Annotated in this window: 18 protein-coding genes; 12 read left to right on the plus strand and 6 right to left on the minus strand. The window is 71.7% G+C overall.

Annotation, left to right across the window (positions count from 1 at the left end; all coding sequences use genetic code 11):
• Nucleotides 1-110: 110 nt before the first annotated feature.
• The 4 genes from ABZT03_RS01275 (at nucleotide 111) to ABZT03_RS01290 (ending at nucleotide 4,832) form a co-directional block, all read left to right on the plus strand.
• Entirely contained in the window at nucleotides 111-1,211 is a 1,101-nt protein-coding gene (locus ABZT03_RS01275; protein WP_356031968.1) for an NTP transferase domain-containing protein, read from the plus strand.
• Nucleotides 1,208-2,650, plus strand: coding sequence for a molybdopterin molybdotransferase MoeA (locus ABZT03_RS01280; RefSeq protein WP_356031780.1), 1,443 nt, complete (start codon nucleotides 1,208-1,210; stop codon nucleotides 2,648-2,650). Before ABZT03_RS01275 ends, ABZT03_RS01280 begins: the two co-directional genes overlap by 4 nt.
• Complete coding sequence (locus tag ABZT03_RS01285) at nucleotides 2,647-3,744, plus strand: potassium channel family protein (protein WP_356031782.1); 1,098 nt, start codon at nucleotides 2,647-2,649, stop codon at nucleotides 3,742-3,744. The genes ABZT03_RS01280 and ABZT03_RS01285 overlap by 4 nt, the downstream gene beginning before the upstream one ends.
• A gap of 110 nt (nucleotides 3,745-3,854) precedes the next feature.
• Entirely contained in the window at nucleotides 3,855-4,832 is a 978-nt protein-coding gene (locus ABZT03_RS01290) for an NAD(P)H-quinone oxidoreductase (protein WP_356031785.1), read from the plus strand.
• Nucleotides 4,833-4,854: 22 nt separating this feature from the next.
• Here the strand turns inward: ABZT03_RS01290 and ABZT03_RS01295 are convergent, their stop codons facing one another.
• Nucleotides 4,855-5,451: a hypothetical protein gene (locus tag ABZT03_RS01295; RefSeq protein WP_356031788.1), complete on the minus strand. Its 597-nt coding sequence runs from the start codon at nucleotides 5,449-5,451 to the stop codon at nucleotides 4,855-4,857.
• A gap of 304 nt (nucleotides 5,452-5,755) precedes the next feature.
• On the opposite strand from ABZT03_RS01295, the gene ABZT03_RS01300 reads away from it, so the two are divergent.
• Nucleotides 5,756-6,298: a bacterial proteasome activator family protein gene (locus ABZT03_RS01300; RefSeq protein ID WP_356031791.1), complete on the plus strand. Its 543-nt coding sequence runs from the start codon at nucleotides 5,756-5,758 to the stop codon at nucleotides 6,296-6,298.
• A gap of 188 nt (nucleotides 6,299-6,486) precedes the next feature.
• Here the strand turns inward: ABZT03_RS01300 and ABZT03_RS01305 are convergent, their stop codons facing one another.
• A complete protein-coding gene (locus tag ABZT03_RS01305) occupies nucleotides 6,487-8,127 on the minus strand; it encodes a protein kinase (RefSeq protein WP_356031793.1) in 1,641 nt (546 codons plus the stop codon).
• Nucleotides 8,128-8,459: 332 nt separating this feature from the next.
• Here ABZT03_RS01305 and ABZT03_RS01310 point away from each other — a divergent pair, with 332 nt between their 5' ends.
• The 4 genes from ABZT03_RS01310 to ABZT03_RS01325 all read left to right on the plus strand — a co-directional run bounded on the left by ABZT03_RS01310 (nucleotide 8,460) and on the right by ABZT03_RS01325 (nucleotide 14,093).
• Nucleotides 8,460-10,046 (plus strand): protein kinase, encoded by a 1,587-nt coding sequence (locus ABZT03_RS01310; protein ID WP_356031796.1) that lies wholly within the window; start codon nucleotides 8,460-8,462, stop codon nucleotides 10,044-10,046.
• Nucleotides 10,047-10,512: 466 nt separating this feature from the next.
• On the plus strand, nucleotides 10,513-11,694 hold the full coding sequence (gene pdhA, locus ABZT03_RS01315) for a pyruvate dehydrogenase (acetyl-transferring) E1 component subunit alpha (RefSeq protein WP_356031799.1): 1,182 nt from the start codon (nucleotides 10,513-10,515) through the stop codon (nucleotides 11,692-11,694).
• A 1-nt stretch (nucleotide 11,695) separates the two neighbouring features.
• On the plus strand, nucleotides 11,696-12,688 hold the full coding sequence (locus tag ABZT03_RS01320; RefSeq protein ID WP_356031801.1) for an alpha-ketoacid dehydrogenase subunit beta: 993 nt from the start codon (nucleotides 11,696-11,698) through the stop codon (nucleotides 12,686-12,688).
• Between the two features lie 10 nt (nucleotides 12,689-12,698).
• Nucleotides 12,699-14,093 carry a dihydrolipoamide acetyltransferase family protein gene (locus tag ABZT03_RS01325; protein WP_356031804.1) on the plus strand — a complete coding sequence of 465 codons (1,395 nt, stop codon included), beginning with the start codon at nucleotides 12,699-12,701 and terminating at the stop codon, nucleotides 14,091-14,093.
• An 81-nt stretch (nucleotides 14,094-14,174) separates the two neighbouring features.
• Here ABZT03_RS01325 and ABZT03_RS01330 read toward each other — a convergent pair whose 3' ends face one another.
• Nucleotides 14,175-15,173 carry a BRO family protein gene (locus ABZT03_RS01330; RefSeq protein WP_356031806.1) on the minus strand — a complete coding sequence of 333 codons (999 nt, stop codon included), beginning with the start codon at nucleotides 15,171-15,173 and terminating at the stop codon, nucleotides 14,175-14,177.
• 174 nt (nucleotides 15,174-15,347) lie between these two features.
• Nucleotides 15,348-16,250, minus strand: coding sequence for a D-alanyl-D-alanine carboxypeptidase (locus ABZT03_RS01335; RefSeq protein WP_356031809.1), 903 nt, complete (start codon nucleotides 16,248-16,250; stop codon nucleotides 15,348-15,350).
• 235 nt (nucleotides 16,251-16,485) lie between these two features.
• On the opposite strand from ABZT03_RS01335, the gene ABZT03_RS01340 reads away from it, so the two are divergent.
• Both ABZT03_RS01340 and ABZT03_RS01345 read left to right on the plus strand, forming a co-directional pair.
• Nucleotides 16,486-17,160, plus strand: coding sequence for a GntR family transcriptional regulator (locus ABZT03_RS01340; protein ID WP_356031811.1), 675 nt, complete (start codon nucleotides 16,486-16,488; stop codon nucleotides 17,158-17,160).
• Nucleotides 17,157-18,473: an MFS transporter gene (locus ABZT03_RS01345; RefSeq protein ID WP_356031814.1), complete on the plus strand. Its 1,317-nt coding sequence runs from the start codon at nucleotides 17,157-17,159 to the stop codon at nucleotides 18,471-18,473. The genes ABZT03_RS01340 and ABZT03_RS01345 overlap by 4 nt, the downstream gene beginning before the upstream one ends.
• A 140-nt stretch (nucleotides 18,474-18,613) precedes the next feature.
• On the opposite strand, the gene ABZT03_RS01350 is transcribed toward ABZT03_RS01345, so the two are convergent.
• Complete coding sequence (locus ABZT03_RS01350; protein WP_356031816.1) at nucleotides 18,614-19,438, minus strand: maleylpyruvate isomerase family mycothiol-dependent enzyme; 825 nt, start codon at nucleotides 19,436-19,438, stop codon at nucleotides 18,614-18,616.
• Between the two features lie 181 nt (nucleotides 19,439-19,619).
• Here ABZT03_RS01350 and ABZT03_RS01355 point away from each other — a divergent pair, with 181 nt between their 5' ends.
• Nucleotides 19,620-20,432 (plus strand): carbon-nitrogen family hydrolase, encoded by an 813-nt coding sequence (locus tag ABZT03_RS01355; RefSeq protein ID WP_356031819.1) that lies wholly within the window; start codon nucleotides 19,620-19,622, stop codon nucleotides 20,430-20,432.
• A 187-nt stretch (nucleotides 20,433-20,619) separates the two neighbouring features.
• Here the strand turns inward: ABZT03_RS01355 and ABZT03_RS01360 are convergent, their stop codons facing one another.
• Nucleotides 20,620-21,117, minus strand: coding sequence for an LURP-one-related family protein (locus tag ABZT03_RS01360; RefSeq protein ID WP_356031821.1), 498 nt, complete (start codon nucleotides 21,115-21,117; stop codon nucleotides 20,620-20,622).
• Nucleotides 21,118-21,204: the final 87 nt, after the last annotated feature.

The following is a 21,204-nucleotide window of genomic DNA, read 5'->3' on the forward strand; positions in this document are numbered from 1 at the left end:
AGCCCCACGCCGCCCACGGCACAGCCGCCTCCGGCGCCTTCGGCGTCGACGCTCTCGGCACCGGCACCCCCGGTGCCGAGGCACCCGACGCCGAGGTCCACGATGCCGTCGTGCTCGCCGGGGGTGCCGCCCGGCGGCTCGGCGGCGCGGACAAGCCCGGTGTGCGTGTGGGCGGGCGGGCGCTGCTCGACCGTGTCCTGGCCGCCTGCGCCGGGGCACGGACCGTCATCGTCGTCGCCGACCCCCGGCCGACCGCCCGCCCGGTGACCTGGGCCCGCGAGGACCCGCCCGGCGGCGGCCCGCTGGCCGCGCTCGACGCCGGCCTTCGGCACACCACCGCGGAACAGGTCGTCGTGGTCTCCGCCGACCTCCCGTTCCTCGCCGAACCGACCGTACGGCGGCTGCTGTCCGAGCTCCGCACGAGCGGCGCCGAGGGCGTGCTGCTCACCGACGCCGACGGCCGCGACCAGCCTCTGGTGGCCGCCTACCGCACGGAGGCGCTGCGCCGCGAACTGGCCAGCCTCGCCGGAGCCGGAGCCACAGCTTCAGGAGTCCCGCCCGCCGACGCCCCTACCTCGGGAGTCAGGGTCGCCGGAACCGCATCCCCAGACACCCCGGTCGCCGAAGCCGCATCCCCAGACACCCCGGTCGCCGAAGCCCTACCCACCGACGTCCCGCCGACCGGCGCCCCGCCCCCCAGCCGTCCCGCCGCCGGCGCTGGTCTCAGTGGGCTGCCTTTGCGCCGGCTGACCGCGCGGCTCGACCTCACCCGTGTCCCCGACCCGGTCGCGTCCTTCGACTGCGACACCTGGGACGACATCGCCACTGCCAGGGCACGCATCAGGGAGCATGGGCACGTGTTGGATGAATGGATTTCCGCAGTCAAGGACGAACTCGGGATCGACCTCGACGTCGACACCGGCATGCTGCTCGATCTGGCCCGCGACGCCGCGCACGGCGTGGCCCGGCCCGCGGCACCGCTGACGACGTTCCTCGTCGGCTACGCCGCCGCGCTGGCCGGAGGAGGGCCCGAGGCCGTCGCCGAGGCGTCCCGCAGGGCCGCAGCCCTCGCCCTGCGCTGGGTGGACGAGGCCGCCGAGGCCAGGAGCGACGCGGCCCCGGACGCGACGCCGGAGGCCGGTCACGCCGAGGGGCCGGGGCCCGACGCGGCCCCCGGCACCACCCCCGGTACCGGTCCGGACGCCGGATGACCGCCCGCGGCACCCGGGCCGGCGGAAACGCGGGACGCCTGGAACCCGACGACCTCGACGTCGAGGAGGCGCTCGCCCTCGTGAAGGAAGACAACGGCCGCGCCCCCACCGGCGACGGCCGCCCGCACGGCGACCAGGTGCCCGCGCCCACCCCCGCCCCACAGGGTGAGCACGGGTCGGGAAGCCGTCCCGAAGCCGCTCGCGACCCCGCCCGCGAACACGCGCACGAGGCCACCCCCTGGCCCCGGGCCAGAGCGGTCGCCGAACGGGCCGCCGCCCGTCCCGGCACCCCGGGGTCCCGCCGCGAGCCCGTCTCCGTGCCCCTCGACGGCGCCCTCGGACTCACCCTGGCCGCCCCCCTGACCGCGCTCACCGACCTGCCCTCCTTCGACACCTCCGCGATGGACGGCTGGGCGGTGTCCGGCCCCGGCCCCTGGGACGTACGCGAGGAAGGCGTTCTGGCCGGGCACGCCGAGCCGGCGTCCCTCACCGACGGCGAGGCCGCCCGCATCGCCACCGGCGCCCGCATCCCCCTCGACACCACCGCGGTGCTCCGCAGTGAGCACGGCCGCGCCGACGACCGGGGCCGGCTGCACGCGACTCGCGAACCGCAACACGGCCAGGACATCCGCCCGCGCGGCCAGGAATGCCGTAGCGGCGACCAACTCCTCCCCGCCGGGGCCCTCGTGACCCCCGCGGTGCTCGGTCTGGCCGCCGCCGCCGGATACGACACCCTCACGGCGGTCCCCCGCCCCCGGGTCGACGTCCTCGTCCTCGGCGACGAGTTGCTCACCGAGGGCCTGCCGCACGACGGCCTGATCCGTGACGCCCTCGGCCCGCTCCTGCCGCCCTGGCTGCGCGCGCTCGGCGCCGAGGTCACCGCCGTCCGCAGGCTCGGCGACGACGCCAAGGCGCTGCACAGGGCGATCACGTCGTCCCGAGCCGACCTGATCGTCACCACCGGCGGTACCGCGTCCGGTCCGGTGGACCACGTCCATCCCACCCTGAAGCGGATCGGCGCCGAACTCCTGGTGGACGGCGTCGCGGTGCGGCCGGGCCACCCGATGCTGTTGGCCCGCATCAAGGAGGACCAGCACCTCGTCGGCCTGCCCGGCAACCCGCTGGCGGCCGTATCCGGGCTGCTCACCCTGGCCGAGCCGCTGCTGCGGACGCTCGCGGCACGCCCCGCCCCGGAGCCGTACACGCTGCCCCTCCAGGACGGGGTGCACGGGCATCCGTACGACACCCGGCTCATCCCCGTGGTGCTGCGCGGCGACCGGGCGGCACCACTGCACTACAACGGCCCGGCCATGCTCCGTGGCATCGCCGCGGCCGATGCCCTCGCCGTCGTACCGCCGGGTGGGGCCCGGGCGGGGCAGGAGACCGAACTGCTCGACCTGCCGTGGGCCGCCGCGGGCATCGGGGTGTGTTTCACGTGAAACTTCCCGGCCATGACGCGATCGCCCGCCAGGCGGACGAACATATCGTGCCCCACCGGGTGAAACTGCCGAGGAATGTGGTGGTGCACCCGTACGGGCAGGTCGCCAAGAGGCTGTCCCTGGCCCTGCTCGTGCTGGTCGCGACCGCGCTGATCGTCTATGCCGACCACGACGGCTACAACGACACCTCGGACGGCTCGGTCGACCTCCTCGACGCCTTCTACTACGCGACGGTCACGCTCTCGACCACCGGGTACGGCGACATCACGCCCGTCAGTGACGCCGCCCGGCTGACCAACATCTTCGTCATCACGCCCCTGCGGGTGCTGTTCCTGATCATCCTCGTCGGCACCACCCTCGAGGTCCTGACGGAACGCACTCGTGAGGAATGGCGGCTCAACCGCTGGAGGTCCACCTTGCGCGACCACACCGTCGTCGTCGGCTTCGGCACGAAGGGGCGCTCCGCGATCCAGACCGTCTGTGCGACGGGCCTGAAGAAGGAGCAGGTCGTGGTGGTCGACCCCAGCGTCAAGGCGATCGACCTGGCCTCCGCCGAGGGCTATGCGGGCGTGATCGGGGACGCGACGCGCAGCGAGGTGCTCAAGCGGGCCGAGGTGCACCGGGCGCGGCAGGTCATCATCGCGACCCAGCGCGACGACACCGCCGTCCTGGTGACTCTGACGGCCCGCCAGCTCAACCGGGCCGCGAAGATCGTGGCCGCGGTGCGTGAGGAGGAGAACGCCCCGCTGCTGAAGCAGTCGGGCGCCGACGCGGTCATCACCAGCGCCAGCGCGGCCGGCCGGCTGCTCGGCCTGTCCGTGCTCAGTCCGGCGGCCGGCATGGTGATGGAGGACCTCATCCAGCAGGGCAGCGGGCTGGACATCGTCGAACGCCCCGTCATAAAGGCCGAGGTGGGCAGGAACCCGCGGGACACGGAGGACCTGGTGGTCAGCGTCGTACGCGGGCACCGGGTGCTCGGCTACGACGATCCGGTCGTCGGAACCCTGCAACTGACGGACCGGCTCATCACGATCGTGCGGGCGTCACCGGGGTCGCAGATCGCACCCGACGTCCGCCCGCTGCGCCGGGACTGACGCCCTGCCCGGAGGTCCACGGCCCCCGGACCCCTCCCGTGGTGAGGGGCGACGGCGACTCGGCGGGCAGACCTGGGGTGCGGCGGGCGGCGAGGGGTAGCGTCCCTCTCATGTATGCGATCACGATTCCCGAACCTGGCGGACCCGAGGCGCTGGTGTGGGAGGAGGTCCCGGACCCGGCGCCCGGCGAGGGCGAGGTGCTGGTCGAGGTGGTGGCCGGCGCCGTGAACCGGGCCGACATCCTCCAGCGGCAGGGCTTCTACAACCCCCCGCCCGGCGCGTCCCCCTACCCCGGCCTCGAATGCTCGGGACGGATCGCCGAGGTCGGCCCCGGCGTCTCCGGCTGGTCGATCGGCGACGAGGTGTGCGCCCTGCTGTCCGGCGGCGGCTACGCCGAGAAGGTCGTCGTCCCGGCCGGTCAGCTGCTGCCCGTGCCCGCGGGCGTCGATCTCCGGCAGGCCGCGGCGCTGCCGGAGGTGACCTGCACGGTGTGGTCCAACGTCTTCATGATCGCCCACCTGCGTCCGGCCGAGACGCTCCTCGTGCACGGCGGTTCCAGTGGCATCGGCACCATGGCGATCCAGCTGGGCAAGGCCGTCGGCGCGAAGGTCGCCGTGACGGCGGGCACGCGGGAGAAGCTGGACAGCTGCGCCGAGCTGGGTGCCGAGATCCTGGTCAACTACCGGGAGCAGGACTTCGTCGCCGAGGTCAGGAAGGCCACGGACGGCGCCGGGGCCGACGTCATCCTCGACAACATGGGCGCCAAGTACCTGGACCGCAACGTCCAGGCGCTCGCCGTCAACGGACGGCTCGCCGTCATCGGCATGCAGGGCGGTGTCAAGGCGCAGCTGGACCTCGCCACGCTGCTGGGCAAGCGGGCCGCGATCAGCGCGACCTCGCTGCGGGCCCGCCCGCTGGGCGAGAAGGCGACCATCGTGGCCGCCGTACGCGAGCACGTCTGGCCGCTCATCGAGGCCGGGCACGTCCGTCCGGTCGTCGACCGCGAGATCCCGATGAGCGACGCGGCCGGAGCGCACCGGGTCGTGGAGGACAGCGGTCACATCGGCAAGGTTCTGCTGGTCACCTGAGGGAAGCCCGGGCGCCCCTTTCCTAGCCGCGGCGCAGGCGCAGGCCGAGGAAGGCGAGGCCGAGGCCCAGTCCGACGAGGATCAGCCCGCTGCCCAGGGGCAGGATCGGGAGGGTGGCCCCGACCGCGCGCCCGGTCTGCGCCGTGTTCTGCCGGTCGGCTCCGGTCGGGGACGCGGTCGGCGCCTCGGGGGTCCGCCGCGGCGGCTCGGCCTCTGCGGTGGCCTCGTCATCCGCCTCCGGGTCCGCGGTGTCCGTGTCCTGCGGGGCGTCGCCCCCGCCGCCCGGGTCCGCCCCGAGGACGTCGTGTCCGCCCTGGTCCTCGTCCTCCGTCGGGGTCGGGGCCTCGTTCCGTCCCGGCCGCTGCCGCCCCTCGCCCGCGCGGCTCCCGGCCCGGCTCGGTTCGGCGGACGCCGACTCCGACGCCGAGGGTGAGGCATGGCGCGCACCGGCGCGGGAGGAGTCCGGCGACGGACCGGCGGGTGACGACCCGACACGGTCGGGGGGCCCGGCACGGGACGAGGATCCCGCGCCGTACGACGGGGACCCGGCCCGGTGCCGTGCCCCCGCACCTCCCCGGTGCGAGGAGTCGGCACCGCGCGAGGGGTCGGCGGAGGACAACTGTTCAGCGCGGTAGGGCGATTCGGCGCCGTACGCCGTGCCGCCCCCGTACACCGGGACGACAGCGCACGCCGCCAGGACGAGCAGCCACCCTGCCGGCCGAAGCCCCGGCGGACGCCGTCCGTGCGGTCCGCGTGGCCGGTCGGGTCTCCACAGCCATGAAGTCACGGAACAAGCCTCACACCGCCTGGCAATTCCGGCATTCCGGGTTCCGCCGGCAGGTCGACGCGGACCGTGGACGGTGGATCACTCTCCGAGGGGGGCACCACACTGACGAGGTGCACGCGTGCGAGAGAATGGCGGCATGGAGATGCCGAGGAACGAAAGGTCACCGGAGAACCCCCAGATCCTGGTCGTGGGCCAGGACGGAATGGCGCTCGGTGGCACCGGAGACGAGGACTCCCGCGAGGTCCCGGTGACGGAGATGGTGGAACAGCCCGCGAAGGTCATGAGGATCGGCAGCATGATCAAGCAGCTCCTGGAGGAGGTGCGTGCCGCTCCTCTCGACGAGGCGAGCAGAGTCCGGCTGAAGGAGATCCACTCCAGCTCGGTGAAGGAGCTGGAGGACGGTCTGGCGCCGGAACTCGTCGAGGAGCTGGAACGGCTCTCCCTGCCCTTCACGCACGACGCCACCCCGAGTGACGCGGAACTGCGCATCGCGCAGGCCCAGTTGGTCGGCTGGCTGGAGGGGCTCTTCCACGGGATCCAGACCACCCTGTTCGCCCAGCAGATGGCCGCGCGGGCCCAGCTGGAGCAGATGCGCCGCGCCCTGCCGCCCGGGGTCGGCGGTGCCGAGGGAGGCGACGACCCGCGGACGGTCGGCCGTTCGGGAGGCCCGTACCTGTAGGCCGCGCCCCGGACCGGCCACCGGACCGGTCTCGCGGACGGACCCGTACCAGGGTGGACACCCGTCGGCCGAACGCGGGCGTCCACCGACCGGACGCGGACACCCATCCATCGAACGCATCAGGCCCGGCAGCTCACGCTGCCGGGCCTCTCACATGACCGCTCACTACGGCGGCGGCGGCACCGCCCTCAGGCCGGGTCACCCGTGGAGATGTCGAACTGGATCTCCGGCGGGTTGTCCGGGTCGAAGTCCGTGCCGGCCTGCGGGGACTGGCGCATCACGGTGTCCTGGCCGTAGGTGTTCTCGTCCACCGGATGCTTCGCGTAGTGCCAGCCGGCGGCCTGGAGACAGGCGAGGACCGAGGTCCAGTTCTTGAACCCGAAGTCGGGCATCTTGACCTTGTCGGGGTCGTTGTACGACTCCTGCGGCTCGGTGCACTCGGTCTTGTCGATCGTCTTCGACAGATCGGGGCCCCGGTGCCCGGACACCGCCGACGTGGTCGCGCTGGCGCTGCTGCCCCCGCTCCCCTTGGTGTCGTCGCCGCTGCCGCCGTTCATCATCAGGGCCGCGACGAGGCCGCCGACCGCGACCAGCGAGACGAGGATCGAGCCGATGACCACCGGCTTGTTGCTCCTGCCGCCGGCCGGCGACGCGGTCGTGGCGGGCTGCGGGGTGAGGTTGTACGGCGGCGGCGTCGACCCGGCCTGGTGCTGCGGCGCGTAGGAGGCCGGGCCGGGCGTCTGGTAGCCGGCCTGCTGCGGATAGCCGTACGCCGGGGCGGGCGTCGCGGGCGGCGGGGTGCCGTAGGGGCCGGGCAGCGGCTGGTACGGCGTCTGCACGTTGCCCGGCGGGGCCTGGGCCGACTGGTCGACCGGCGGGAAGACCGCGGAGCCGACCCCGGAGCCGCTCGGCGTGGGGGTCCCCGGCACGATGCTCGGCGCTGCCGGCTGGAGGGACGCGGCCACCCGCAGGCACTCGTCGCGCATGGCCTCGGCGCTGGGGAAGCGCTCGTTCGGGTTCTTCTTCAGGGCGCGGGCGACCAGCGCGTCCACGGCCGGCGGCAGCGCGCGGTTGACCGAGGACGGCGCGACCGGCTCCTCCTGCACATGCGCGTACGCGATGGCCAGCGGCGAGTCCGCGTCGAACGGCAGCCGACCGGTGACCAGCTGGAAAAGCATGATGCCGACCGAGTACAGGTCGGAGCGGGCGTCCACGCCGCGGCCCAGCGCCTGCTCAGGCGACAGGTACTGCGGCGTGCCGACGACCATGCCGGTCTGCGTCATGGAGGTGACGCCGGACTGCATGGCGCGGGCGATGCCGAAGTCCATCACCTTGACGACCCCGCGCTTGGTCATCATGACGTTGCCCGGCTTGATGTCCCGGTGGACCAGGCCCATCTCGTGACTGATCTCCAGCGCGGCCAGCACGTCCGCGGTGATCTTCAGCGCCTTGTCGGCGGGCATCGCGCCCTGCCGCCGCACGTCCTCGTCGAGGACCGAGCCGAGGGGGCGGCCCTCGACGTACTCCATGACGATGTAGGGCATGGTCGCGCCGCCGAGGTCGTCCTCGCCGGTGTCGAAGACCGAGACGATGTTGGTGTGGGTGAGCTTGGCCACGGCCTGGGCCTCACGGCGGAAACGCTCGCGGAACGCCTGCTCGCGGCCCAGCTCGGTGTGCAGCGTCTTGACCGCGACCTGCCGGTCCAGCACCGTGTCGTACGCGAGGTGCACCGAGGCCATGCCGCCCTCGCCGAGCAAGTCGCGCAGCTGGTAGCGGCCACCGGCGAGTGCGCGCCCCGCATACCGGCCCTGAGCGCCGTCCTGGCTCATGTCCCGTGTCCCCCGTAGCCCTCAGACGCCGTCGCTGATCGTTGATCGAAAGGGTGATTCCCGGCCAAGTGTGCCGGAGGGCAGTGACACGTCAAGCTCGGTGCCCGATCCGTGACCGTACGCGAAAGAAGCGTCGCGGAAGCGTTACAGGTGCCCTACGGCCGGTACACACGATTTGCACGGCCAGGCGCACTACGGGTTTGATGGCCGGTCCGTCGCGGACGGGTGCCGGGCTCCTCCCGGACCGGCGGCTTGCCCGGAGGCTGTAGCGTGGCCGACGGAGACCGTGACAACACCGCGCGCACCGCGGGCAGAAACGACGGCGAGGACTGATGGCACAGCAGCAGCGCGCTCAGGGCCCGTCCGACCCCGAGGCGACTGGCGGCGGGATGTCGGATGCGCCGGAGCTGTGGGGCAATGGCGGACTGGTCGGTGACGGCCGGTACCGGCTCACCCGCAGACTCGGCCGGGGCGGTATGGCGGAGGTCTTCGCCGCCGAGGACGTCCGTCTCGGACGCACCGTGGCGGTCAAGCTGTTGCGCGGGGACCTCGCCGAGGACCCCGTCTCCAAGGCCCGCTTCACCCGCGAGGCACAGTCGGTGGCCGGCCTCAACCACCACTCCATCGTCGCCGTGTACGACTCCGGCGAGGACTTCGTGGGCGGCCAGTCGGTGCCGTACATCGTGATGGAGATCGTCGAGGGCCGCACCATCCGCGACCTGCTCCTCAACGCGGAGGCGCCCGGCCCCGAGCAGGCCCTGATCATCGTCTCCGGGGTGCTGGAGGCGCTCGCCTACTCGCATCAGCACGGCATCGTGCACCGCGACATCAAACCGGCGAACGTCATCATCACCGACAACGGCGCCGTCAAGGTGATGGACTTCGGCATCGCGCGCGCCCTGCACGGCGCGTCCACCACCATGACCCAGACCGGCATGGTCATGGGCACCCCGCAGTACCTCTCCCCGGAGCAGGCGCTCGGCAAGGCCGTCGACCACCGCTCCGACCTCTACGCGACCGGCTGTCTCCTCTACGAACTGCTCGCGCTGCGCCCGCCGTTCACCGGCGAGACCCCGCTGTCGGTGGTCTACCAGCACGTCCAGGACATCCCGGTGCCCCCGTCGGAGACCTCGGACGGCGCGTGCCCGCCGGAGCTCGACGGACTCGTCATGCGCTCCCTCGCCAAGGAGCCGGACGACCGGTTCCAGACCGCGGAGGAGATGCGCGGACTGGTCCAGTACGCCCTGCAGATGCTGTACGACCAGGGCGGCCACACCGGCACCTGGAACACCGGCCCGGTGGGGGTGCACGACGGGCGGAACACGCCGGCGGCGGGCTTCGCGAGCACCACGGTGCTGCCGCACTCCGGTGACTCCTCCGGCACCACGCAGATCCCGCAGCAGATCCTGCCCGCCGGGTACGGCGGCGGGGACGAGGGCGGTTTCGAGGGACACGGCAACCGGGGCAGCGGCCGCGGCAAGCTGTGGATCCTCGCCGTCCTCGCGGTCGTCGCCATCGCCGCGGGAGTCGCGCTGGCGCTGAACAACACCGGCGGGAGCGACGGCGGCCCGGGCACGACCCATTCACCGACCACCTCGCGGTCCGCGAAGGACGAGAAGGACACCGAGACGCCGAGCGACAAGGCGACCGACCCGGAGACGGGTTCGTCCTCCGACGACGACACGGGGACGGGCTCCAACCAGGACTGGACGCCGTCGTACAGCCCGTCGTACACGCCCTCCAAGAGCTACAGCAGCGAGCCGAGCAGCGAGCCCTCCGCGCCGGCGTCGAGCGCGGCGCCGACGCAGGAGACGAGCGCCCCGGAGACCGACCCGCCCGTGACGGCGGACCCCACGGACGGTGGTGGCGGCGACGGCGGCGCCGACGGCGGTACGACGACCGGGAACGACGGTCTCTGACCCGCGGCGGCCGGTCGATCTCACGGAAAGCAGGGCTCCACGCGCGCGTGGAGCCCTGCTTCGTGTCCGGGGGCCCGCCCGGCGGCCTGGGGGAAATTGCCGGGGTTTCGCACCTTTGCTGCCGAATGCCGTTCTTGCCCCTGATCAAAAGCCGCGCCCGGGCAGACTCTTCCCGTGAACTGGGTCACCGGGATAACGTGCCGTTGTTCCGGCCCCCTGCAAGGCTGTGACCAGGAATTGTTCCCGATTTCGCGATTTACTTGGAAATCCAAGCAAAATCGCAGGTCAGGAGGGGTTTCACAGAAATGTGAAGCACTGGGTAACGTGCCTTGTGCAGGATGCTCGCCGGGGCACCTGTCACGCCTGTTCCCCAACGTGCGCGCCCACCCTGCGCGCCCCTGGGGCTATGGGTGAGCCGCACTGGCGCCCGGCGAACCCGGGTAGCCGGACCGACGGAGGAGCACACGTGACCGTGGAGAGCACTGCCGCGCGCACATCGCGACGCAGCGCCAGTACCAAGAGCACGGCCGGCAAGCGGACGACCGCGAAGAAGCCGCCGGGCACCGAGCCCGAGCTCGTACAACTGCTGACGCCCGAGGGCAAGCGCGTCAAGAACGCGGTGTACGACGGGTACGTCGCCGCCATCACCCCCGACGAGCTCCGCGGCCTGTACCGCGACATGGTGCTCACCCGCCGCTTCGACGCCGAGGCCACGGCCCTGCAGCGCCAGGGCGAACTGGGCCTGTGGGCCTCGCTGCTCGGCCAGGAGGCCGCCCAGATCGGCTCCGGCCGGGCCCTGCGCGACGACGACTACGTCTTCCCGACCTACCGCGAGCACGGCGTCGCCTGGTGCCGCGGGGTCGACCCGACCAACCTGCTCGGCATGTTCCGCGGGGTAAACAACGGCGGCTGGGACCCCAACGGCAACAACTTCCACCTGTACACGATCGTCATCGGCGCGCAGACCCTGCACGCGACCGGCTACGCGATGGGCGTGGCCAAGGACGGCGCGGACAGCGCGGTGATCGCCTACTTCGGCGACGGCGCCTCCAGCCAGGGCGACGTCGCGGAGTCGTTCACCTTCTCCGCGGTCTACAACGCCCCGGTGGTGTTCTTCTGCCAGAACAACCAGTGGGCGATCTCCGAGCCGACCGAGCGGCAGACGCGCGTCCCGCTGTACCAGCGGGCCCAGGGCTACGGCTTCCCCGGCGTGCGCGTGGACGGCAACGACGTGCTGGCCTGCCTCGCGGTGACGCAGTGGGCGCTGGAGCGCGCCCGCCGCGGTGAGGGCCCGACCCTGGTCGAGGCGTACACCTACCGCATGGGCGCCCACACCACCTCCGACGACCCGACGAAGTACCGGGCCGACGAGGAGCGCCAGGCATGGGAGGCCAAGGACCCGATCCTGCGTCTGCGTGCCTACCTGGAGTCCTCAAACCACGCGGACGACGGATTCTTCGCGGAACTCGAGACCGAGAGCGAAGCGTTGGGCAGGCGAGTGCGCGAAGCGGTCCGTGCCATGCCGGACCCGGACCGGTTCGCCATCTTCGAGAACGTGTACGCGGACGGGCACGCGCTCGTCGACGAGGAGCGAGCCCAGTTCGCCGCCTACCAGGCGTCGTTCGCGGACGAAGAGGGGGGCAAGTGACATGGCGGCGCCCGTGACATCCACCAGCATGGCCGTGGCCAAGGCGATCAACGAGTCGCTGCGCCGCGCCCTGGAGGCCGACCCCAAGGTCCTGATCATGGGGGAGGACGTCGGCAAGCTCGGCGGCGTCTTCCGCGTGACGGACGGCCTGCAGAAGGACTTCGGCGAGAGCCGGGTCATCGACACCCCGCTCGCCGAGTCGGGCATCGTCGGCACGGCGATCGGCCTGGCCCTCCGCGGCTACCGCCCGGTCGTCGAAATCCAGTTCGACGGGTTCGTCTTCCCGGCGTACGACCAGATCGTCACCCAGCTGGCGAAGATGCACGCGCGCTCGCTGGGCAAGGTCAAGCTCCCGGTCGTCGTCCGCATCCCCTACGGCGGCGGCATCGGCGCGGTGGAGCACCACTCGGAGTCCCCCGAGTCGCTCTTCGCGCACGTCTCCGGCCTGAAGGTCGTCTCCCCGTCGAACGCGGAGGACGCCTACTGGATGATGCAGCAGGCCATCCAGAGCGACGACCCGGTGATCTTCTTCGAGCCCAAGCGGCGCTACTGGGACAAGGCCGAGGTCAACACGGAGGCCATCCCCGGCCCCCTGCACAAGGCCCGTGTCGTCCGTGAGGGCGGCGACCTCACCCTCGTCGCCTACGGCCCGATGGTGAAGACGTGCCTGGAGGTCGCCGACGTGGCCGCCGAGGAGGGCAGGTCGCTGGAGGTCCTGGACCTGCGCTCGATCTCCCCGCTCGACTTCGACTCCATCCAGACCTCGGTCGAGAAGACCCGCCGTCTGGTCGTCGTCCACGAGGCGCCGGTGTTCTTCGGCTCGGGCGCGGAGATCGCCGCCCGGATCACGGAGCGCTGCTTCTACCACCTGGAGGCCCCCGTGCTGCGGGTCGGCGGCTATCACGCCCCGTACCCGCCGGCGCGGCTGGAGGAGGAGTACCTGCCGGGCCTGGACCGGGTGCTCGACGCCGTCGACCGTGCCCTGGCGTACTGAGGAGAAGGTCGTGACGACGATGACTGACGCGTCCGTACGCGAGTTCAAGATGCCCGACGTGGGCGAGGGGCTCACCGAGGCCGAGATCCTCAAGTGGTACGTCAAGCCGGGCGACACCGTCACCGACGGCCAGGTCGTCTGCGAGGTCGAGACGGCCAAGGCGGCGGTGGAACTGCCCATCCCCTACGACGGCGTGGTCCGCGACCTGCACTTCGCCGAGGGCACCACGGTGGACGTGGGCACGCCGATCATCGCGGTGGCCGTGGCGGGCGGGGGCGCCGCTCCGGCCGCCGAACCGGCTCCCGCGCCCGTCGAGCAGCCGGCGGAGGAGGCGAAGCCACCGGCCCGCCAGCCGGTCCTCGTGGGCTACGGGGTCGCCGCGTCCTCGACCCGGCGCCGTCCCCGCAAGGGTCCCGAGCTCCCCGTGCGGGAGGCGTCGGCGGCCGTCCTGGCCGAGCTCAACGGGCACGGGACGACGGCCGTGCGCTCGCGCCCGCTGGCCAAGCCGCCGGTGCGCAAGCTGGCGAAGGACCTCGGCGTCGACCTGACGACGGTGGTGCCCTCCGGCCCGGACGGCGTCATCACCCGCGAGGACGTCCACGCGGCGGCGGCACCCGCGCCCGCGCCGGTCGCCGAGCCCGTGGCGGCCCCGGTGCCCGTCGCGCCCCAGGCGCCGGTCGTCACCTACGACACGGCCCGCGAGACCCGCGTCCCGGTGAAGGGCGTCCGCAAGGCGACGGCGGCGGCGATGGTCGGCTCGGCGTTCACCGCGCCGCACGTCACGGAGTTCGTGACGGTCGACGTGACCCGCACGCTGAAGCTGGTCGAGGAGCTCAAGCGGGACCCCGGGAAGCACGAGATGCAGGGCCTGCGGATCAACCCGCTGCTGCTGATCGCCAAGGCCCTGCTGGTCGCGATCAAGCGGCACCCCGACATCAACGCCTCCTGGGACGAGGCCAACCAGGAGATCGTGGTCAAGCACTACGTCAACCTGGGCATCGCGGCCGCCACCCCCCGTGGCCTGATCGTCCCCAACATCAAGGACGCGCAGGCCAAGACGCTGCCGCAGCTGGCCCAGTCGCTGGGCGAGCTGGTCTCCACGGCCCGCGAGGGCCGGACGTCACCGGCCGACATGCAGGGCGGCACGGTGACGATCACCAACGTCGGCGTCTTCGGCGTCGACACCGGCACGCCGATCCTCAACCCCGGCGAGGCCGCGATCCTCGCGGTCGGCGCGATCAAGCTCCAGCCGTGGGTCCACAAGGGCAAGGTGAAGCCACGCCAGGTCACCACCCTGGCCCTGTCCTTCGACCACCGCCTGGTCGACGGGGAACTGGGCTCGAGGGTCCTCGCGGACGTGGCAGCGATCCTGGAACAACCCAAAAGGCTGATCACGTGGGCCTGAGGGGCCGCGACGCGATAGCTTGAACGACGAAGGGTCGGCCGCAATTTCGGAGTGCGGCCGCCCCTTCACCTCTTCATCCCGTCAGGACCGGTTCAGCACGTAGACCGGCGCCCCTTCCTCGCTGCCGCCCCGCGAGTGGATGCAGGCGTGCTTGCGCAGCAGGCGCAGGCACTCGTTGACGCGGTGCACCGTCAGTCCGGTGCGAGCGGCGATCGATTCGAGCGGCTCGCGCAGCTCACCCCGTTCGACCAGGACCGGCGCGATCACGACGGCCACCGTCCACACGTCCTCGGTGACGGACAGCCGCTCCCGCCAGTCGGCCAGGACGGACTCGGTGGTGGGAAGCGCGGAGAGGGCCGCGGTGGGTGCCGGCCGGTCGAGAGCCAGGACGTCCAGCCGGTTCGCGATGCGTTCCATGGCCTGGGCGATGGCCTGCTGCGCGGTGAGTGTCGCGCGCTGCATCTCCACCATCTCCCGCTGGGTCTCGACCACGCTCCGCTGCATGGCCAGCATGTCCCGTTGCAGGGTGAGTGACTCGTGCTGGGCGACGGCGAGTTGTTCGTCCGCCAGCAGGTTGCGCTCCTCCAGCCGGACGATGGCGTCAGCCACCTGCTCCGGCATGGCGTACGCGACGGGGGCGCCCGGGGCGGCGGGCTGCACCTCGGCCTCCTGGAGGGTGTAGGAACCCTCGCGCTGGATCGTCTCGATGACTTCGGCGACCCACTGCTTGAACGGGGCGCAGGCTGGTTTGGTGCACGCGTTCACGAGCAGGATCAGACCCTGGAGGTCGATCAGCTGCAGGTCTCGGCGCCAGCTCCGACCTGCGGGAACGCTCAGACCGTGACTTCCAGTCACTGTCTCGAGATTGTCTCGGTGCTCTTCTGGAACGTGGTCCAGGATCGCCTTGCGAGGCGTGGTGTACCCCAACTCCTTGCACACGTCCACCGCCGGGAACCAGTGCGCTCCGTCCGGCATGGTCAGTCGTCGGACCCGGTCCCCCGTGGCCGCGTAGACGAAGTCGCTGACGTCGATCGCCTCGTGCCGCTCACCCGTGTCGGGCTTCCTGCTGGGTTCGTTCATGTGAACCACCTCCGCAGCGGAACGTAGGGCGGAGGAAATCGAATATGCCAGCCGGGGCAATGATGTTCACCATTGCGAGTTATGTGCGTCTGTTGGGCTTGCGATTCGCTTCCGGATACGGCAAAGGGGCCCGCCGCGTGCACCGTGGCGGGCCCCTTCTGTGGTCGGCGGGGGTCAGCCGAGCCTGGCGAAGCCGTAGTTGAGGAGCTTCTTCGCGTCCGTCTCGCGCTGGGTGACCGAGGTGGAGGCGAGCACCGTGCCGATGACCGTCTTGCCGTTGCGGGTCGCGGCGAAGACCAGGCAGTACTTGGCCTCGGGGCCGGAGCCGGTCTTCACACCGATCGTGCCGCTGTAACTGCTGAGCAGCGTGTTGGTGTTGGTCCAGGCACCCATCGTGCGGGTGCTGCCCGTCTTGGTGATGGTCTTCGCGGTGTACGACTTTGTCTTGACGACCGTCCTGAACGTGGAGCTCTTCATCGCGCTGCTGGCGAGCTTCGTCAGGTCCTTCGCCGTCGAGTAGTTGGCGCCGTTGCCGATGCCGTCGAACGAGTCGAAGTGGGTGCTGGTCAGGCCGAGCTGCGCGGCCTTGGAGTTCATCTTGCCGATGAACGACTTCACCCGTGCGGCCCGCGTCGAGCCGGTGCCGTACTTGTCGGCGAGCGCGTACGCGGCGTCGCAACCCGAGGGCAGCATCAGCCCGTAGAGCAGCTGACGCACGGTCACCTTGTCGCCGACGATCAGGTGGGCCGACGAGGCCGTGTTCGCGACGATGTAGTCGCTGTAGGCCTTCTGGATCGTGACCTTGGAGTCGAGGTTGAGGTTCGACTGCGTCAGCACGACCTTGGCGGTCATGATCTTCGTGGTGGAGCCGGTGGACATCTTGGTGGTCGAGCCCTTGGAGAAGAGCGACGAGCCGTTGGCGTTGTTCATCACGTAGCCGGTCTTGGCCACGATCGTGGGTGCGGTGACGGCCTGTGCGGGCGCAGCGGTGAGCGCGCCGGTCGCGAGCATCGCGCCGGTCGTGACGGCGACGGCGGCGGCTCGGCGAACGCGGACGCCTTGAATGCCGTTTATCAAGTCAGATACCCCGAATACGTTGAATGCCCCTGAGGTGCGGCCGAGTTGAGGTGGCGCAGTAGGTGGGGCCGCATGTGTGTGACACGTAAGTAGCACAGAAGGTTGTGCGGCCGCTGAGGCGGGTCTGAATTTTTTCGCCGATGCCCCCGCCGATGCCCCCGCCGGCGACCCTCCGGGCGGTCCGCATCGTGGACGGGGCCGCGTCATGCGTACGTGATGTATCTAAGATGTGCGCATGCCCTCCTCCGCCCCGCCGGCCGCTCCCGTCCCCGTCAAGCAGCCCCCCGCCGCCGACCGCGTCTACGGCCACGTCAAGCAGGGCGTCCTGGACCGCCGCTACGAGGGCGGGACCCTGCTCACCGAAGGGGAACTCGCCGACGCGGTGGGGGTCTCCCGCACGCCGGTCCGCGAGGCGCTGCTGCGGCTGGAGGCCGAGGGCCTGATCAGGCTGTACCCGAAGAAGGGCGCGCTGGTCCTGCCCGTCTCCGCGCAGGAGATCGCGGACGTGGTGGAGACCCGCCTGCTGGTCGAGGAGCACGCCGCCCGCAAGGCAGTACCGGCGCCCGCCCGGCTCATCGAGCGGCTGGAGGAGCTGCTCGCCCGGCAGAAGGAGCAGGCCGCCGCCGGTGACCTGGCCGCGGCCGCCGTCACCGACCGGTGCTTCCACGCCGAGATCGTCCGCAGCGGCGGCAACGAGATCCTCTCCCGCCTCTACGACCAGCTCCGCGACCGGCAGTTGCGGATGGGCGTCGCCGTACTGCACTCGCACCCCGACCGGATCGCCAAGACGCTGACCGAGCATCAGGAGATCCTCGACGCGCTGCGTTCCGGGGACGCGGAGGCCGCCGTCGCGGTCGTCCACCGGCACGTCGGATGGTTCTCCCACCTCGCGCGGGGAGAGGTGCGATGAGCAGCTCCTCGTCCGTCACTCTGCCGGGCGACCCGCCGGGCGGCCGGCGCGCGGTCGCCGTCTGGGGCATCGGCGTCTGCGTCTACTTCGTCGCCGTCATCTTCCGTACGTCCCTGGGCGTGGCCGGCCTCGACGCGGCCGACCGCTTCCACGTCAACGCCTCCGCCCTGTCCACCTTCTCGATCCTCCAACTCCTCGTCTACGCGGGCATGCAGATCCCCGTGGGCCTGCTGGTGGACCGGCTCGGCACGAAGCGGGTCCTCGGCATCGGCGCGGTGCTGTTCACCGCGGGGCAGCTCGGCTTCGCGTTCTCCCCGTCGTACGGCACCGCCCTCGCCTCGCGCGCGCTGCTGGGCTGCGGCGACGCGATGACGTTCATCAGCGTGCTGCGGCTGGGCACCCGCTGGTTCCCCGCCCGGCGCGGTCCGCAGGTCGCGCAGTTCGCGGGGCTGGCAGGAATGGCCGGAAACCTCGTCTCCACGCTGGTGCTGGCCCGGCTGCTGCACGGCGTCGGCTGGACGGCGGCGTTCGCGGGCAGCGCGCTCGCCGGCGTCGTGGTCCTCGTGCTGCTCCTGCTGTTCCTCAAGGACCACCCGGAGGGCCACGAACCGGAGCCGTTCCCGCACCGGGGAGCCGCGTACGTCCGCCGGCAGATCGCCGCCTCCTGGCGGGAACCGGGCACCAGGCTCGGCCTGTGGGTGCACTTCACGACGCAGTTCCCGGCGATGGTGTTCCTGCTGCTGTGGGGCCTGCCCTTCCTGGTGGAGGCGCAGGGCCTGTCCCGCGCCACGGCCGGGGAGCTGCTCACCCTGGTGGTGCTGTCGAACATGGTGGTCGGACTGGTCTACGGCCAGGTCATCGCCCGGCACCACGCGGCGCGGCTGCCGCTCGCGCTCGGCACCGTGGCGGCGACGGCGACCCTGTGGGCGGTGACGCTGGCCTGTCCGCTCGTGTTCTCCGTCGCGCACGTGCCGATGTGGCTGCTGATCGTGCTGTGCGCGGTGCTCGGCGCCTGCGGACCCGCCTCGATGATCGGCTTCGACTTCGCGCGGCCGGCGAACCCGCCGGAACGTCAGGGGACGGCCTCCGGAATCACCAACATGGGTGGTTTCGTGGCCTCCATGACGACCCTGTTCGCCGTCGGTGTGCTGCTGGACGCCACGGGTGGCGACTACACGGTCGCGTTCTCCGCGGTGTTCGTGCTCCAGGCGGTCGGTGTCAGCCAGATCCTGCGCCTGCGCGGGCGCGCCGCCCGGCGCGAACGCGAGCGGCTGGTGGCCAGCCGGGTGGAGACGGTGCACGTACCGGCGTGACGGGAGCGGGACCGGGTGGTGCCGGTGGGTACCGCCCGGGGGCGCCGACGTTTTCCACCCGGGGTCGGCCTCCCCTCGTTCACCGGCGCCCGACGGGCCCCGTCGCCCTCCTCCGCGATGATCGGCCGGACGGCTCCCGGCTAGTTCGTCACCGTGAAGTTGTCCAGGATCGCCTTGACCAGCATCGGGTCCCCGTCCGCCTTCAGTCGGTCCGACACGGCCTCCGGTGTGGTGCGGCCGCAGGCCAGGCGGACGTACGTCTCCCAGGGGAGGGTGAAGACCGCGGCCGGGCCGAGTGCCGGGGCCGTCTCCAGGGTGCCGCGCCCCTGGATGTCGACGCGGACCGTGCGCAGGAACTCGACGGGTCCGTGCACGTCGATGATGACCGCCGAGCTGCGCGGGGCGCCCGCGTCCTCCGCGATGAGCCGCGGGAGCCGGGCGAGCAGCACGTCACGGGTGACGTGCGCGCCGGGGGAGTCGAGGTTGCCCGGGCTGCCGAGCGCGGTGCGCAGATCCTGCTCGTGCACCCACACGTTGAACGCGTGGGTGCGCATCGACTCCTCCAGGGTCAGCTCCGTGCCCAGCGGACCGCGCACCTTCGTACCCGGGTCACGCGAGTCGTTGCGCAGCTGCCGGTTGCGGCGAATGATCGTGTACTCCAGCTCGGAGGTCATCTCCGGTGCCGTGTGGTGACGGCGGACGTCGACCTGCATCTCCGTGTAGCGCTGGTGGTCGTTGGTGACGTGGAACAGGTCGCGGGGCAGTGTGTGGATGGGCCGCGGATCGCCGAGCATCTCGTTGTCCAGTCCGATGACGTGGGAGACGACGTCCCGGACCGACCAGCTGGGGCACGGGGTGCGCCGGTTCCACTCGGCCTCCGCGAGCGGCTGCACCAGCTCGGATATCGCTTCGATGGAGTGGGTCCAGGCGTCGGCGTAGGGCTGGAGGGTGGGATGCAGACTCACGGAACGGGACCCCTCGGCGGTCGGTACACGGGTGGTTGTGGCGGCGTTGCCAGCGGGAGGCGGCTGCTGTCGGCGGGTGTCTTGGAACGCTAAGTTACGCTGCTGTGAGGCACCCCGGCAGTGCTTTCGTGTGACGATCGTAGGCCCGTGTGAACGACTCGAATGCCAGGACGGTGGTAGTGTGCGCGCCTCTTTGATCCAGATCACCGTGGACGAGGCCGAACCGGTCGCCGAACGGCGGCAGCGGGCGGCGTCCCTGGTACGGGATCAGGCCGGGGCCGACCTCGTCGTCCTGCCGGAGCTGTGGACGACCGGCGCCTTCGCCTACGAGGAGTTCGCGCGCGAGGCCGAGCCGCTCGAGGGGCCCACCTGCGAAACGATGGCGAAGGCGGCGAGCGACGCGGGCGTCTGGCTGCACGCGGGCTCCATCCCGGAACGCGCGACGCCGGACGGTGACGGGTCCCCCGGCGGTACGCCCGCCGGCCAGGGCCCGCTCTACAACACCTCTCTCCTCTTCTCCCCCTCCGGTGAACTGGCCGCCTCCTACCGCAAGATCCACCGCTTCGGCTTCGACAAGGGTGAGGCCGTGCTGATGGGCGCGGGGCGCGACCTGGTGACGGTGCGTCTGCCCACCACCACCCTCGGCCTGGCCACCTGTTACGACCTCCGTTTCCCCGAACTCTTCCGCGGTCTCGTCGACGCCGGCGCCGAGACATTCGTCGTGTCGGCGGGCTGGCCGGAGCGCCGGCGGGCGCACTGGACGCTGCTGGCGCAGGCGCGGGCGGTGGAGAACCAGGCGTTCGTGCTCGCGTGTGGAACGGCCGGGACCCACGCCGGAGTTCCGCAGGCCGGTCACTCGATCGTGGTGGACCCGTGGGGCGAGGTCCTGGCGGAGGCCGGGCCCGGCGAGCAGGTGCTGACGGTCGACTTCGACCCCGGGAAGGTCGCGAGGACCCGTGAGCAGTTCCCGGCCCTGAAGGACCGGGTGCTCTGAGCGCTCCGCGCGCCCCCGCCCACCCGCCGGGACGGGCGGGGCCACGGACACCGCCCACCCGCCGGGACGGGCGGGCCTCGGACACCGCCCCCCGGTACCCGCCGGGACACCGTCCCCGCCTACCCGCCGGGACGGGCGGGGGCGCGGACACCGCCCCGGTGCCCGCCGGGACACCGCCCTCCGGTCCCTAGTCCTCCCCCCGCTCCTTCTCCGCCAGGTGGATCACGCACACGGCCACCGCGATCAGCAGCGCCGGGTCCGCGTCCTCCCGTACGACGTCGACGCCGTAGGTCTCGCGGACGTGCAGCCAGCGACGGGAGATGACGGCGAGCAGCTCGCCGTCGAACTCGACGGCGAACTCGCGGTCGAGGATCTTGCCGCTGACGTCCAGCTCGGTGCTGCCGTCCGCCAGGGACACGCGGTAGTGGTTGCGCAGCAGCGACAGCCGCTTGCGCCGGATGGTGGCCAGTGGCTCGCCGTCCCGCTCGATCACCATGGTGTCGCGCAGCGCGAACATCTTCTGGTGGATGTCGATCAGGACGCGCCCGTGGGTGTCCTTCAACTCGAAGGTGTCCCGCATCCGCATCGCCTTGCCGTCGACGAGGAACACCTTGTTGCCGTGCTGGTCCTCGATCCAGTAGTCGTCACCGAAGCCGAGGAGCCGGTCGCGTACGAGGAATCTCATACCGTTACCGCTTCCCCACCCACCGTGAGCAAACGCCGCCGGTAGGCCGACGGACTGACTCCGGCCGCACGTTCGCGGCCCGCGCCA

Origin of the sequence: Streptomyces sp. NPDC005574 (genome assembly GCF_040605435.1) — a bacterium.
Taxonomy (GTDB): Bacteria; Actinomycetota; Actinomycetes; order Streptomycetales; family Streptomycetaceae; genus Streptomyces.

Bases quoted from the DNA above. Each gene is read 5' to 3' on its own strand.
- ABZT03_RS01280 (WP_356031780.1), top strand. From the start codon at position 1,208: ATGACCGCCCGCGGCACCCGGGCCGGCGGAAACGCGGGACGCCTGGAA.
- ABZT03_RS01290 (WP_356031785.1), top strand. From the start codon at position 3,855: ATGTATGCGATCACGATTCCCGAACCTGGCGGACCCGAGGCGCTGGTG.
- ABZT03_RS01300 (WP_356031791.1), top strand. From the start codon at position 5,756: ATGGAGATGCCGAGGAACGAAAGGTCACCGGAGAACCCCCAGATCCTG.
- ABZT03_RS01305 (WP_356031793.1), bottom strand. From the start codon at position 8,127: ATGAGCCAGGACGGCGCTCAGGGCCGGTATGCGGGGCGCGCACTCGCC.
- ABZT03_RS01310 (WP_356031796.1), top strand. From the start codon at position 8,460: ATGGCACAGCAGCAGCGCGCTCAGGGCCCGTCCGACCCCGAGGCGACT.
- ABZT03_RS01320 (WP_356031801.1), top strand. From the start codon at position 11,696: ATGGCGGCGCCCGTGACATCCACCAGCATGGCCGTGGCCAAGGCGATC.
- ABZT03_RS01330 (WP_356031806.1), bottom strand. From the start codon at position 15,173: ATGAACGAACCCAGCAGGAAGCCCGACACGGGTGAGCGGCACGAGGCG.
- ABZT03_RS01340 (WP_356031811.1), top strand. From the start codon at position 16,486: ATGCCCTCCTCCGCCCCGCCGGCCGCTCCCGTCCCCGTCAAGCAGCCC.
- ABZT03_RS01345 (WP_356031814.1), top strand. From the start codon at position 17,157: ATGAGCAGCTCCTCGTCCGTCACTCTGCCGGGCGACCCGCCGGGCGGC.
- ABZT03_RS01360 (WP_356031821.1), bottom strand. From the start codon at position 21,117: ATGAGATTCCTCGTACGCGACCGGCTCCTCGGCTTCGGTGACGACTAC.